Origin of the sequence: uncultured Cellulomonas sp., from assembly GCF_963527515.1 — a bacterium.
In the GTDB taxonomy this organism is placed as follows: Bacteria; Actinomycetota; Actinomycetes; order Actinomycetales; family Cellulomonadaceae; genus Cellulomonas.
This window is the reverse complement of the sequence record NZ_CAURTV010000004.1, coordinates 1-13356: the sequence shown is the minus strand read 5'-3', so window position 1 is coordinate 13356 and position 13356 is coordinate 1. Positions and strand designations below refer to the sequence as shown.

Sequence of the window (13356 nt, the reverse complement as noted above, 5' to 3'; positions counted from 1 at the left end):
GTTCAGTCCCTCGGGGGTCGGGCGGGAGCCGTGTCCTGCGGCCAGCTGGCCCGGTCGGGAGCTGTCCGAGCTCCGCCGTCGAGGTGTGCACCCTCGAGCAGGTCAAGTGCGGCGTGGTGCTGGTTGAACGTGTAGAGGTGGACGCCGGGTGCTCCGCCGTCCAGGACGCCGTTGACCAGGTCGACGCTGGCCCGGATGCCGCGGCGATGACGGTCGAGCTCGTCGTCGGCGGAGCCGAGCAGGTCGATCAGGTCCGACGGCACCGGGACGCCGGTCAGCTCCTGCACGCGCAGCAGCCGGGCCGGGTCGGTGGTCGGGATGATGCCGGGGATGATCGGGATGGTCACGCCCGCCTCGCGGGCCTCCGCGACGATACCGAGATAGTCGTCCGCGTCGAAGAACACCTGCGTGATGGCGAAGTCGGCGCCGGCCTGCTGCTTGGCCAGCAGCGAGGCGACGTCCTGCGCGCGCGTGCCGCCGGTGGCGTGGTTGCCGCGCGGGAAGGCGGCGACGGCCACGGACAGCGGACGCACGCGCGCCCGCACCGCCTGCGACGGGCTGTCCGCGCACCGCTGTGCCTCGATGTCCCGGAGCAGCTCGACCAGCTCGGCCGCCGTCTGCAGGCCGTCGGGGTGGGCCTCCCAGTCGCTCTGGTCGGTGGGCGGGTCCCCGCGCAGCGCGAGGAACGATCGCAGACCCTCGTCGAGGAACTCCTCGACGATCGTCGTGATCTCCTCGCGCGAGGTGCCGACGCAGGTGAGGTGGGCGATCGGGTTGAGCGTGGTCTCGCGCAGCAGCCGGCGGACGAGCGCGCGCGTGGTGACCCGGGTCTTGCCCGAGGCGCCGTAGGTGACCGACACGAAGTCCGGGTGCACCGACTCGAGCTCGCGGATCGTGGCCCACAGGCGGGGGGCGGCGTCGGGGTTGCGCGGCGGGAAGAGCTCGAACGAGATGGTCGGGCGGTCGTTCGCGGTGGTGGCACGGGGTGCGGGAGCCGCGTGCAGGCCGGGCGTGCGGGGCTCTGCGGTGGCGGCGCTCATGGCGCGACCACCGGCGTCGTCGGCACCGGTGCGGTGCGGGGACACGTGACCTGCGAAGACATCGCTCACTCCATCGCCCCTGGCGGAAGCACCCACACCCTCGTCGAGGAGGGGGGTTGCTGCGGCGTCGTCGAGCCAGGTCTCTCGGCCGCTCTGGATGGTAGGCGCGATGGTAGTCCGCCGACCACATGCTGGGCAACAGTGCTCGGTGCGTGAGACGAGGGCGTCCGCGGTACGTGCGTGGCGCTCCGCGACGGTGGCCTGGCCGGTCCGGTCGACCGGCGGCGGGTCAGTGCGGGCGGCGGGTGGTGAGCGTGCCGGTCTGCATGCGGTTGCGCTGCGAGGGCACGTCGAACCACGAGGTGGGGGACCCGGCGGCCACGGACAGGAGACCGTCCTGCACGGCCTCGAGGATCACGACATCGGGGACGACGTCGTCCGCCAGGGCCTCGGCCGCCGCCCGCGCGGCAGCACGCCGGACGTCGTCGTCGGGCATCTCTGTCATGGGCGGCACTGTAGCCCGCTCGTCGGCGGCTGCCGAGACCCGACAGGCGGTATCACCCTCCAGGAGTAGCACCTCACCCGGTCCCGGCGGGGGCGCCGACGACGCTCGGGCAGCCGGCCAGGTGGTCGTCGACGACGCCGCACGCCTGCATCGCGGCGTAGGCGGTGACGGGGCCGACGAACCGGAACCCGAGCACCTTGAGCTCCTTGGCCAGCGCCCGGCTCTCCGGTGTCTGCGCGGGCACCCCCGCCCAGCCGGCGGGCCGCTGGTACCCGGTCCGGTCCGGCGCGTGCGACCACAGCACCTGGTCGAGCGTGCGCCCGGCCGCGTGCAGCGTGCGCAGGGCGCGGCCGTTGGCGATCGTCGCCTCGATCTTGGCGCGGTTGCGCACGATCCCGGCGTCGGCCATGAGGCGTGCCACGTCCTCGTCACCGAACTCCGCCACGACCTCCGGGTCGAAGTCGGCGAACGCGGTCCGGAACGCGGGCCGCTTGCGCAGGATCGTGATCCAGGCCAGGCCCGACTGGAAGCCCTCCAGGGCAAGCCGCTCGTACAGGGCGTGCTCGTCGTGCACGGGCTTGCCCCACTCCTCGTCGTGGTACTGCTCGTACAGCGGGTTCCCGTCGCCGAAGCAGCGGCCGGTGCGGGAAACGTCGGGCGAGGTCATGCGGGTGAGTCTGCTCCCCGACACCGACAGCGCGGGCGGACCCTGTGGGGAGCCCGGGGCTGTGGGCGGGTCAGCCGGCGAGGGCGATGAGCCGGTCGATGCCGTCGAGGATGAGCACGGTGCCGAAGTCCAGCTCGCTCTCCTGCTCGGACGGCTCCTCAGGGATCGAGAAGGCGCCCTCCCCGGCTGCGCGCAGGAGTGCGGGGTGCTCGGCGGGCGAGGCCAGCACCGTGATGAGCTCTCCGAGGTCCGGCACCGGACGGCCGTCGTCGGTCGCGCCGAGGACGGCGGTGCGGCCCGCCCGGCTCAGCTCCTCGCCGATCCGCAGCTGGTCCAGGGTGTGCGACGCCAGCAGGCCGATCGCGCCGACCTTCTGGTGCTCCGTCAGCGGGGTGCCGTCCAGCGCCGAGAGCATCGCCTCCATCCAGGCCAGCCGGCTCGGGCCGACCGCGTGCAGGACCTCGGACGAGCGCGCGAGCCACGGGTGCGCGTGCAGGATGGGCTGCTGGACGGCCAGTACCAGCTCGAGCCGGTCGCGCCAGCCGCCGACCTCCGGACCGACCACCGGCGGACGCCCGGACGCGCGGTCCGACATGAGCACCAGGACCTCGTCCTTGGACGAGACGTAGCGGTACAGCGACATCGTCGTGAACCCGAGCGACTCGGCGATCCGGGCCATGGACACGGCGCCGATGCCCTCCACGTCCGCCAGGGCGATCCCGGCGTCCGCGATCTGCTCCAGCGTGAGGCTCGGCCGCGGTCCGGGACGACCCGGCGCCGGGGTCCGCCACAGGACCGCGAGGCCGGGGGGCAGGTCGACGGGTGGGCTGTCCGCGCCGGCGACGCGCACCGCGTGGCGACGCGCCTTCTCGGCCTCCCGTGCAGCCTGCTGCTGGACGAGGGTGGCCGCGCGCTGGGTCTTCTCCGCCTCCCGCAGCTGCCGGGCGGCCTCCTTGACGGCCTGCTGCGCCGCGCGCTCCTGCTCCCGGCGGCGCCGGTCCTCCTCCTTGGCGACGTCCTGCTCGGCCTTCAGCCGGTCGCGCTCGCGGCGGTCGGCCGCCTTCTGCGTGTCGCGGTCGGCCTTGTCCGAGTCGCGGCGGCGGCGCTCCGCCTCCTTCGCCTCGGCGCGCTCGGCCTTCTCCCGGTCCCTGCGCAGGAGCTCGGCCTCGCGCCGGCCCTCCTCGGCCTCTCGTGCCTCGACGTCGTCCACGGCACCTCCTTGACCGCTGATCCTACAAGTGTGTATGAAGTACACACACAGTTTACGGCATACACAGAAAGCGAGACCACGATGAGCGACCCAGTCGTCGTCGCCCGGGGGCTGCGCAAGTCCTACGGCGACCTGACCGTGCTCGACGGCGTCGACCTGCACGTCGACGCGGGAGAGGTCCTGGCGCTGCTCGGACCCAACGGCGCCGGGAAGACCACCACGGTGCGGATCCTGTCCACGTTGCTGCGTCCCGACGCCGGCACGGCGCACGTCGCCGGCTGGGACGTGGTGCGGCAGGGGGCACAGGTCCGCGCCGCCATCAGCCTTACGGGTCAGTTCGCGGCCGTCGACGACCTGCTCACCGGCGTCGAGAACCTGCACCTCATGGCCCGCCTGGCGCACCTGGGGCGGTCCGAGGTGCGCACCCGCAGCGCCGAGCTGCTCGAGCTGTTCGACCTCACCGACGCCGGCGGCCGGGTGGTGAGGACGTACTCGGGCGGCATGCGCAGGCGCCTGGACCTGGCCGTGGGGCTGCTGTCCCGCCCGCAGGTGGTGTTCCTCGACGAGCCGACGACAGGGCTGGACCCGCGCAGCCGCAACGACCTGTGGGACGTCATCCGGTCCGTCGTCGCGGCGGGCACCACGGTGCTGCTCACCACGCAGTACCTCGAGGAGGCGGACCGCCTGGCCGACCGCATCGCCGTCATCGACCACGGTCGGGTCATCGCCGACGGCACCGCCCGCGAGCTCAAGCGGGCCGTCGGCTCCGCCCACGTCGAGCTGCGGTTGCGTGACGGCCGCGAGGAGCGGCTGCTCACCGACGGCTCGGTGGCGGACGTGCGGCGGATCCTCGCCGACGTCGAGCGCCGCGGGGTCGACGTCGAGCACTGGGAGGTCCGCTCCCCCACGCTCGACGACGTCTTCCTCACCCTCACCGGCCGGTCTTCGGAGGCCGCCCTCGTCGCCTCCCGGGAGTTCTGATGACCACGCTCACCACCGCGCCGCCGGCCCTCGGCTGGACCGTGCACGACACCTCCGCGCTGGTCGGCCGGTGCGTCCGTCGGTCGCTGCGGCAGCTCGACACCGTCCTGATGGCGGTGATGCTCCCCGTGATCCTGCTGCTGATGTTCGTCTACGTGTTCGGCGGTGCCATCCAGACCGGTGGCGACTACGTCAACTGGGTGGTCCCCGGGATCGTGCTGCTCACCGCGGGCTACGGCTCGTCGACCACGGCCGTGGACGTCGCCAGCGACATGACCGGCGGGATCATCGACCGCTTCCGGTCCCTGCCCATCCGGTCCACCGGAGTGCTCACCGGACACGTCGTCGCGAGCATGGTCCGCAACGCCGTGTCGACCGCGCTGGTGATCGGCATCGCGTTCGTCATCGGGTTCGACGTGGAGGCGACCCCGCTGGAGTGGCTGGCCGCGATCGGCCTCATCGGGCTGTTCGTCCTGGCGCTCACGTGGGTGGCCGTCGCCATCGGGGTGGTCGCGTCCGGGCCGGAGGCCGCCAGCGGGTTCACCTTCGCCATCCTGTTCCTGCCGTACGTGTCCAGCGCGTTCGTGCCGCCGGAGTCGATGCCGGCCGTGCTGGAGGCCATCGCCACCTACAACCCGGTCACCCCGATCACCGACACCCTGCGGGGGCTGCTGCTCGGCACCGGCGCGGGGGACTCGGCGCTCGCGGCAATCGCCTGGTGCGTCGGGATCTTCGTCGTGGCCCGGCTGGCGGCTGCGGTGCTGTTCCGGCGCGTGCGCTCTCAGTAGGCGGCGAGCGCCTTCTTGATGCGGGTGGTCGACACCGGCCCCGGGGTGCCCAGCTGCTGGGCGAACAGGCTGACGCGCAGCTCCTCGAGCATCCAGCGGACCTCGGTCAGGGCGGGGTCGCCCGGGTGCTTCGCGGCGGCCTTGTCGTAGAGCGCCTCGACGTCGTGCGCCTGCCAGGCCAGGTCCGCGTCGCGCTGGGGGTTCTCCGCCGCCTTGACCAGCCGGTGGCGGGCGGCCCGCAGGTACCGGGCCAGGTGCGGGAGCCGGTCGACGCCGACCTCGCTGACGAACCCGTCGTGCACGAGCCGGGCGGCCTGCGCGCGGACGTCCTGCGCGGTGGCCAGCAGGGCCAGGCTGGACCGGGCCCGGACCTCGGCGTCGAGCTCGCGCCACGCGGTGAGCACGGCGACCAGGTCGGTGACGACGCCGAACACCGTGTCCTCCAGCCGGTCCCGGACGACCGTGCGGACCCGGGCGTAGGCGTCGGCGGTGCGCACCGGCTCCGTCGTCAGGGTCTCGATGGCGGCCAGCTGCACGTCCCTGACCAGCGCCTCCGTGCTCGGGTACGGGCTGGCCGCGAGCGTGAGGGCCTGCGTGCCGGTCCAGCGGGTGGTGATCCGGCCCTGCGTCAGGCCGACGTCGAGCAGCAGCAGCCGGCGCAGACCGCGGCGCGACGCCTCCGCACGCAGGGACTCGTCGGCCAGCGCCCGGACGGCGACGGACTGCCCCTCCTCGACGAGCGTCGGGAAGGCGCGCACCTTGCCGGCCTCGACGACCTCGGGCAGCTCCGGCAGGTCGGGGGGCCAGGTGGTGAGGCCGGTGCGCTCGAGGTCGAGGGCGACCGGCGGCGGGGCGTCGACCGGCGCAGCCTTGCGCGCCTCCTCCATGGCCGCGCGCACGGCGGTCCGCACCGCGTCGTCGACCGCCTTCTGCGTGCGGTCGGCGAGGCGACGCTGCAGGACGGGCAGGTCCTTGCCCTCGTCGACCACTCCCCCGCTGTCGCCCACCACGCGGAACGTCATCCGCAGGTGCGGGGGCAGGCGGTCGTCGTCGAACGCGTCCTGCGGCACGTCGACGTCGCGCAGCTCTCGGACCGCCCGGCGGAAGACCTCCTGGAACGACGGAGCGGCGTCGCCCGCGCGCACGGTGTCCTCCCAGTCGGCGGTGTGCTCGCTGATCCAGGCGTCGACGCCGCGGGCCACGTCGGGCGCGGGCACCAGCTGGACGCGCACCGGCTTGGGCAGGGCGCGGATGGTGGCGGTGATCAGCTCCTCGCGCAGGCCGGGGACCATCCAGCCGAACCCGTCGGGCGTGAGCCGTGCGAGCGTCGACAAGGGGATGTGTACGGTCACGCCGTCCGCTTCTGTACCGGGCTCGAACTGGTAGGTCAGCGGCAGGCGCAGGTCGCCCTGCGGCCAGCGCGACGGGAACGCCGACTCGTCGATCGCGCCCGCCTCACCGACCAGCAGCTCGCGCGTGAACGTCAGCAGGTCGGGGTTCTCGCGTCGCGCGGCCTTCCACCACTGGTCGAAGTGCCGGCTGGACACCACGTCGTCGGGGACGCGCTCGTCGTAGAACGCGAAGAGGGTGTCGTCGTCGACCACGAGGTCCCGGCGGCGCGCCCGCGCCTCCAGGCCCTCGGCCTCGGCCAGCAGACGACGGTTCTCGTGGAAGAACGCGTGGTGGGTGGTCCACTCGCCCTGCACCAGCGCGTGCCGGACGAACAGCTCGCGCGCGTGCTCGGGGTCGACCTTGGCGTACAGCACCCGGCGCTGGTTGACGATCGGGACGCCGTAGAGCAGCACCTTCTCGAAGGCGGTCGCGGCGCCCTGCCGGGTGGACCACGCCGGCTCGGAGTAGGTGCGCTTGACCAGGTGGGCGGCCAGCTCCTCGGCCCACTCCGGCTGGATGCGGGCGACGTCGCGACCCCAGAGGCGGGAGGTCTCGACGAGCTCCGCGGCCATGATCCAGGCGGGAGGCTTCCGGGCGAGGCCGGACCCGGGGAAGATCGCGAACCGTGCACCGCGGGCACCGAGGTACTCGTTGCGGGCGCGGCGGTCGGGGCGGCCGGGCGTCCTGCCCCGCGTCGAGACCTCGGTCGCCTCCTGCATGCCGATCTGGGACAGCAGCCCGGCCAGGATCGCCACGTGGATCCGGTCGCCGTCCCACTCGAGCTGGAGGCCGTCGTCGTCGGACGGTGGTCGCGGCGCGTTCATGACGATCCCCAGCGGCTTGGCCAGCTCTCGCAGCTGCGTCACCACGTCCTGCCACTCGCGGATGCGCAGGTAGTTCAGGTGCTCCGCCCGGCACATGCGGCGGAACGCCGACCCCGACAGGTCCCGCTGCTGGTCCTTGAGGTACTGCCAGAGGTTCAGGTAGGTGAGCAGGTCAGAGGTGGGATCGGCGAACCGGGAGTGCGACAGGTCCGCCTTCTCGCGCTCCTCGACCGGCCGCTCGCGCGGGTCCTGGATCGACAGGGCGGCGGCGATGATCATCACCTCGCGCGCGACGCCACGGCGGCCGCCCTCGACGATCATCCGTGCCAGCCGGGGGTCCATGGGCAGCTGCGCCAGGGCGCGCCCGACGTCGGTCAGCCGACCGTCCCCCAGCGCACCCAGCTCGGTGAGCAGCTGCACGCCGTCGCGGACCGCGCGGGTGTCCGGCGGGTCCACGAACGGGAAGTCGCCGATCTCCTCGGGGGTCGCGGCGACGCCCACCGCGATCATCTGCAGGATCACCGACGCGAGTGATGTACGGAGGATCTCCGGCTCGGTGTACAACGGCCGCGCGTCGAAGTCGTCCTGCGAGTACAGCCGGATCGCGATGCCGTCCGCAACGCGTCCGCAGCGCCCGGAACGCTGGTTGGCCGACGCCTGCGAGATGGGCTCGATCGGCAGGCGCTGGACCTTGGTGGCCTTGGAGTACCGGGAGACGCGCGCGGTGCCGGGGTCGATGACGTACCGGATCCCGGGCACCGTCAGCGACGTCTCGGCGACGTTGGTGGAGAGGACCACGCGGCGGTTCTGGTGGCGCTCGAACACCCGGTGCTGCTCGGCGGCGGACAGCCGGCTGTACAGCGGGAGCAGCTCGACGGCACCGGGCGTGCGCGGGTCGCTGACCCGGGTGCCGAGCGACGACCGCAGGGCGTCCTCGGCGTCCCGGATCTCCCGCTCACCGGAGAGGAACACCAGGATGTCGCCCGGCCCCTCGCCGACGAGCTCGTCGACGGCCTCGCAGATCGCCGTCATCGGGTCCCGGTCCTCGGCCGCCCGCTTCTTGGCGGGTGCACCCTCCTCGACATCCGGCGACAGCGGCCGGTAGCGGATCTCGACGGGGTACGTGCGGCCGGTGACCTCGACCACGGGGGCGGGTGCGCCGTCCGCGGAGGCGAAGTGCCGCGCGAACCGGTCGGAGTCGATCGTGGCCGACGTGATGACGACCTTGAGGTCCGGCCGCTGCGGGAGCAGCCGCGTGAGGTAGCCCAGGATGAAGTCGATGTTGAGCGACCGCTCGTGGGCCTCGTCGATGATGAGCGTGTCGTAGGCCCAGAGCATGGGATCCCGCTGGATCTGCGCCAGCAGGATGCCGTCGGTCATCACCTTGACCAGCGTCGACTCGCTGGACTCGTCGGTGAACCGCACCTGGTAGCCGACGACCCCGCCCAGCGGTGCGTCGCCGACGAGCTCCTCGTTGATCCGCTCCGCGACGCTGCGCGCGGCGATCCGGCGCGGCTGCGTGTGCCCGATCTGCCCCGCACGCCCGCGGCCGAGCTCGAGCGCGATCTTGGGGATCTGGGTCGTCTTGCCCGAACCCGTCTCGCCGGCGACGACGACGACCTGGTGGTCGCGCAGCGCGTCGCTGATCTCGGCGCGACGGGCGCTGACGGGGAGCTGCTCGGGGTAGACGATCGGCGGGAGGTCGACCGCCCGCCGGATCGCGGCGGCCCGCTCGCGGCGGGCGGTGGAGCGGGCGGCGTCGTCGCGACGGGTGGGCTGCTGCGTGCGTCCACGGCCTCGTCGCGACCCCCTGCGGGGTCGCCCGCCACCGGACCCGGGCGGGTCGACGGGGGAGGAGGACGGCGTGCTCACGACGGCCCAGTCTCCCAGGTGCTGGGCGCAGACCGCTCGTTCATTCGTCGCGACCCCGTCCTACAGTGACCGGATGAGCGACGCACCCGCTACACCGACCGAGGGCGAGCGCCGCGCGCTCTCCGGACTGGAGTCCACCGGGATCGCGTTCGACGTCACCCGGCACGGTCCGGTCCGGTCGCTGGCCGAGGCCGCCGAGGCCCGCGGCGTCGACCCGGCAGGCATCGTCAAGACGATCGTCGTGCGCCGCGGCCACGACGACTTCCTGTTCGTCCTCGTCCCCGGCGACCGGACGATCTCCTGGCCCAAGCTGCGTGCCCTGCTCGGGGTGTCGCGGCTGTCGATGCCGGACGCGGCCACCGCCAAGGACGTCACCGGCTACGAGCGCGGCACGATCACGCCGTTCGGGTCGCTGGTCGCGTGGCCCGTCGTCGCGGACTCGCGGGTGTCCGCACGGACCGTGTCCATCGGGGGCGGCGCCCACGGTGTCGCGGCGAGCGTGGACGGCGCGGACCTGGTGCAGGCCCTGGATGCGACGGTCGCAGACGTGACCGAGCCCGAGGCGCCGGCTACTTCTTGACGAACGCCGTCGGCCGGACGGTGAGGATCACGCGCGTCGCGGCGTCGGTGATCTCGTAGTCCTGGCCGTAGCGCGTCTGCAGCGACTTGTAGAAGCTCGCGACCTCGTCGTCCGGCACCGTCGACTCCACCGTGCCGCGCACCTCGAGGTAGCGGTACGGGTTCTCCGGGTCGTGCACCGAGATCGCGACGCGGGGCTCGTGCTGGAGGTTCTTGAACTTCTGGCGGGTGGACGTGTGCGTGAACCGCAGGACCTCGCCGTCCCACGCGAACCACATGACGCTGGTGTGCGGCGAGCCGTCGGGAGCGACCGTGGCGAGATGGGCGAACAGCGGGCGTTCGAGCAGGTCGGCGTGGCTGGGCGGGAGCACGGAGGAAGCCATCCCCCGAGGCTAACCGGGAACCGCGGGACAGCGATGTCCGTTCCTTCTCGAGTGGCGCCTCGCGGCTGGACGGGTAGCGTCATCCCGCCGGAATGCAGCTCCGGCGGCCCGTCGGGGCACGGACTGAGGAGCGATGGACCTGATCGAGCACGCGGCCGCGGCCGGCACCATCCGGGTCGAGCCCGCGGACGAGCGCACCGTGATCGTCCTGGTCGGGGAGATCGACGCCGCACTGCGCGACGAGGCGAGCATGTGCATGGGCCTCGCGCTCGTGGCGGGCAACCCCGTGGTCATCGACTCCACCCTGGCGACCTTCATCGACTCCTCCGGCATCGCGTTCGTCCTGCAGCTGCACCTCGCGGCTCGCGAGGCCGGCATCCCCGTGTCGCTCCTGGACCCGCACCGCGTGCTGCGTGACGTGCTGGACATGGTCGGGCTGTCCGACGAGCTCCCCGCGGAGCCTGTGACGTCCGTCTGACGCAACACCCCGGGCCGGTCGGCGGGTGTGTCGGTGGGCTGGTCTACGTTCGCGGCATGCGGTTGTTGCACACGTCGGACTGGCACCTGGGCCGGACGCTGCACGGGGTCGATCTGCTCGACCACCAGGCGGCGTACCTGGAGCACCTGGTCGATGTCGTGCGCGCCGAGCAGGTCGACGCCGTGGTCGTCGCCGGGGACGTGTACGACCGTGCGATCCCGCCCGTCGAGGCCGTGACCCTGCTGTCCGAGACGCTCGCGCGGCTGGCGGAGCGCACCACCGTCGTCGTCACGTCCGGCAACCACGACTCCGCGACGCGGCTCGGGTTCGGGTCCGCGCTGATGCGGGACCGCGTCCGGCTGCGCACGCGGGTGGCGGGTCTCGCGGAGCCGGTGGTGCTTCGCGACGACGAGGGCGAGGTGCTCGTCTACGGGATCCCGTACCTCGACCCCGACTTCGCGCGCGTCGAGCTGGCGGACGGTCCGGAGCTGCTCGCGCGCTCGCACGAGGCCGTGGCGTCCGCGGCCATGCGACGCGTCCGGGCGGACCTGGCCGCGCGGTCCGGGCCGGCGCGGCCGCGCTGCGTGGTCGCCGCACACGCGTTCGTGATCGGCGGCGCACCGACGGAGTCCGAGCGGGACATCCGCGTGGGCGGGGTGGACCAGGTGCCGGCGGGTGTGTTCGCCGGGGCGGACTACGTGGCCCTCGGGCACCTGCACGGACCGCAGAAGGTCACGGGCGTGGACGGCACGGTGCTGCGCTACAGCGGCTCCCCGCTCGCCTACTCGTTCTCCGAGCAGCACCACGCCAAGTCCACCGTGCTGGTGGACCTGTCCGGCGGTGCCGTGCGGACGTCGCTGGTCGACGCCCCCGTACCGCGCCGGCTGGCGGACGTGACCGGCACGCTCGAGCAGCTGCTCGGCGCCGCAGGGGAGCCGCACACCGAGGCCTGGACGCGCGTGACCGTCACCGACGCGCACCGCCCCGACGACCTGTACCGCCGCGTCAAGCAGCGGTTCCCGCACGCACTCGTCGTCCAGCACCGCGCGGCCGAGCAGGCCGGTGCCTCACGTGCGGCGGTGGTCACGGCGGCGCACGACCCGCTCGTCGTCGCCGCGGACTTCCTCGCGCACGTCACCGGACGCGGGCCGACGCCGGCCGAGGTCGACGTGCTGCGCCGCGCCTACGAGGACGTGGCGGACCTGGACCGGAGCGCCTGATGCACCTGCGCAGCCTCACGCTCCAGGCGATCGGACCGTTCGCCGGTCGGCACACGGTGGACTTCGACGCGCTCGGGCAGGCCGGTCTCTTCCTCCTGGAGGGACCGACCGGCTCCGGCAAGTCGACGCTCATCGACGCCATCGTGTTCGCGCTGTACGGGAAGGTCGCGTCCAGCGAGGCGTCGGAGGACCGGCTGCGCTCGGCGTACGCCGGGGACGACGTCGAGAGCCTGGTCGACCTGGTCTTCGAGGTGCCGGCGGGCGTCTACCGCGTCCGGCGCACCCCCGCCTACCAGCGGGCCAAGCGGCGGGGCAGCGGGACCACCACGGCGAACGCGACCGTCAAGGCGTGGCGGCTGCCCGCAGGCGTGGACCTGACCGGTGGTCCGGACGCGCTCGACGCGCTCGGCGTGCCGCTGGGCAACCGGCTGGACGAGATCGGCGCCGAGATCCAGAAGGCGGTCGGGCTGGACCGCACCCAGTTCGTGCAGACGATCGTGCTGCCGCAGGGCGAGTTCGCGCACTTCCTGCGCGCCAAGCCCGAGGAGCGGCGCGGGCTGCTGCAGAAGATCTTCGGCACCGAGGTGTACGAGCGGCTGCAGCAGCGACTCGCGGAGATGCGGCGCGAGGGCGACCGTGCCAGCGCGGCGGCACGCGCGGCGCTGACGTCCGGCGCGTCGCAGCTGGTCGGTGCCGCGCGGCTCACCCCCGAGGAGGCCGCCCAGGTGCGCGCCGCGATCGACGCGGCCGTTCAGGACGGTGTCGACCTGGTTCCGGCCGTCCGAGCGGCGGTGACCGAGCGGACCAAGGTGCTGGACCAGCTGGCCGCCCGCACGCGGTCCGCGGCGGTGTCCGCGGACGCGGTCCGGCGGTCGGCACGCGAGCACCTCGACCGGTCGACCGCAACGGAGGCGCTGCTCCGGCGACGTGACGTCCTGCGGGCCGAGCACGCCGCGCTGGACGCCGCGGCCGACATGAACGCGGAGGCGATCCTGCAGCTGACCGCCGCCCGCGCCGCCCAGGCCGTCCGGCCGCTGCTGCTGGGCGCCGACCGCGCGGAGACTGCGCTGGACGCCGCCCGCAAGACCCTCGACGCCGCCCTGGACGGAGCGCCGGGGGACGTGGGCAGCCCGCCGTCCGGCGTCGACCTGCGGACGCACGTGCAGACGACCGGCCGGTCCGCCGTGGAGGAGGCAGCAGCCCTGAGCCGACTGGTCGACGTCGAGGCGGGGCTCGAGTCCCGTCGGCGCGCGGTGCGCGAGGCGCGGCACGCCATCGACGACCTGGTCGCCGCGATCGCGGGCGACGACGCGTGGCTGGCTGCGCGGCCGGCGGCGCGGGCCACCCTCCTGGCGGAGCTGGAGGGCGCCCGGGCCCTCGCGGCTGCCTCCGGGGAACGGCATTCGGCGCTGTCGGC

Annotated in this window: 12 protein-coding genes and 1 riboswitch; of the genes, 6 read left to right on the top strand and 6 right to left on the bottom strand. The window is 73.5% G+C overall.

All coding sequences use genetic code 11. The annotated features are described in order from the left end of the window. Window positions 1-2: 2 nt before the first annotated feature. From RYN42_RS02145 to RYN42_RS02130, 4 genes are all read right to left on the bottom strand, one after another. A complete protein-coding gene (locus RYN42_RS02145; RefSeq protein WP_315093323.1) occupies window positions 3-1040 on the bottom strand; it encodes a methylenetetrahydrofolate reductase in 1038 nt (345 codons plus the stop codon). A 67-nt stretch (window positions 1041-1107) separates the two neighbouring features. Beyond that, window positions 1108-1204, bottom strand: a riboswitch (SAM riboswitch). Between the two features lie 125 nt (window positions 1205-1329). Beyond that, window positions 1330-1545, bottom strand: coding sequence for a hypothetical protein (locus tag RYN42_RS02140; RefSeq protein ID WP_315093321.1), 216 nt, complete (start codon window positions 1543-1545; stop codon window positions 1330-1332). 73 nt (window positions 1546-1618) lie between these two features. Next, window positions 1619-2212 carry a DNA-3-methyladenine glycosylase I gene (locus RYN42_RS02135; protein ID WP_315093319.1) on the bottom strand — a complete coding sequence of 198 codons (594 nt, stop codon included), beginning with the start codon at window positions 2210-2212 and terminating at the stop codon, window positions 1619-1621. A 70-nt stretch (window positions 2213-2282) separates the two neighbouring features. Beyond that, window positions 2283-3422, bottom strand: coding sequence for a TetR/AcrR family transcriptional regulator C-terminal domain-containing protein (locus tag RYN42_RS02130; protein ID WP_315093318.1), 1140 nt, complete (start codon window positions 3420-3422; stop codon window positions 2283-2285). Window positions 3423-3503: 81 nt separating this feature from the next. On the opposite strand from RYN42_RS02130, the gene RYN42_RS02125 reads away from it, so the two are divergent. Together RYN42_RS02125 and RYN42_RS02120 are read left to right on the top strand one after the other, a co-directional pair. After that, window positions 3504-4403: an ATP-binding cassette domain-containing protein gene (locus tag RYN42_RS02125; RefSeq protein WP_315093317.1), complete on the top strand. Its 900-nt coding sequence runs from the start codon at window positions 3504-3506 to the stop codon at window positions 4401-4403. Further along, window positions 4403-5191 carry an ABC transporter permease gene (locus tag RYN42_RS02120; RefSeq protein ID WP_315093315.1) on the top strand — a complete coding sequence of 263 codons (789 nt, stop codon included), beginning with the start codon at window positions 4403-4405 and terminating at the stop codon, window positions 5189-5191. Before RYN42_RS02125 ends, RYN42_RS02120 begins: the two co-directional genes overlap by 1 nt. Here RYN42_RS02120 and hrpA read toward each other — a convergent pair. After that, complete coding sequence (hrpA, locus tag RYN42_RS02115) at window positions 5185-9279, bottom strand: ATP-dependent RNA helicase HrpA (protein ID WP_315093313.1); 4095 nt, start codon at window positions 9277-9279, stop codon at window positions 5185-5187. The two genes, RYN42_RS02120 and hrpA, sit on opposite strands and share 7 nt — an antisense overlap. 73 nt (window positions 9280-9352) lie before the next feature. Between hrpA and RYN42_RS02110 the strand changes: the two genes are divergently transcribed. Continuing rightward, window positions 9353-9859 (top strand): YbaK/EbsC family protein, encoded by a 507-nt coding sequence (locus RYN42_RS02110; RefSeq protein WP_315093311.1) that lies wholly within the window; start codon window positions 9353-9355, stop codon window positions 9857-9859. Here RYN42_RS02110 and RYN42_RS02105 read toward each other — a convergent pair. Continuing rightward, a complete protein-coding gene (locus RYN42_RS02105) occupies window positions 9849-10241 on the bottom strand; it encodes a PPOX class F420-dependent oxidoreductase (protein WP_315093310.1) in 393 nt (130 codons plus the stop codon). The two genes, RYN42_RS02110 and RYN42_RS02105, sit on opposite strands and share 11 nt — an antisense overlap. 133 nt (window positions 10242-10374) lie before the next feature. Here RYN42_RS02105 and RYN42_RS02100 point away from each other — a divergent pair, with 133 nt between their 5' ends. From RYN42_RS02100 to RYN42_RS02090, 3 genes are all read left to right on the top strand, one after another. Beyond that, window positions 10375-10719 carry an STAS domain-containing protein gene (locus tag RYN42_RS02100; protein ID WP_315093309.1) on the top strand — a complete coding sequence of 115 codons (345 nt, stop codon included), beginning with the start codon at window positions 10375-10377 and terminating at the stop codon, window positions 10717-10719. A gap of 56 nt (window positions 10720-10775) precedes the next feature. Next, window positions 10776-11939, top strand: coding sequence for an exonuclease SbcCD subunit D (locus RYN42_RS02095; RefSeq protein WP_315093307.1), 1164 nt, complete (start codon window positions 10776-10778; stop codon window positions 11937-11939). Further along, a partial coding sequence (locus RYN42_RS02090) for an SMC family ATPase (RefSeq protein ID WP_315093305.1) occupies window positions 11939-13356 on the top strand: 1418 nt, incomplete at its 3' end. The genes RYN42_RS02095 and RYN42_RS02090, both read left to right, overlap by 1 nt.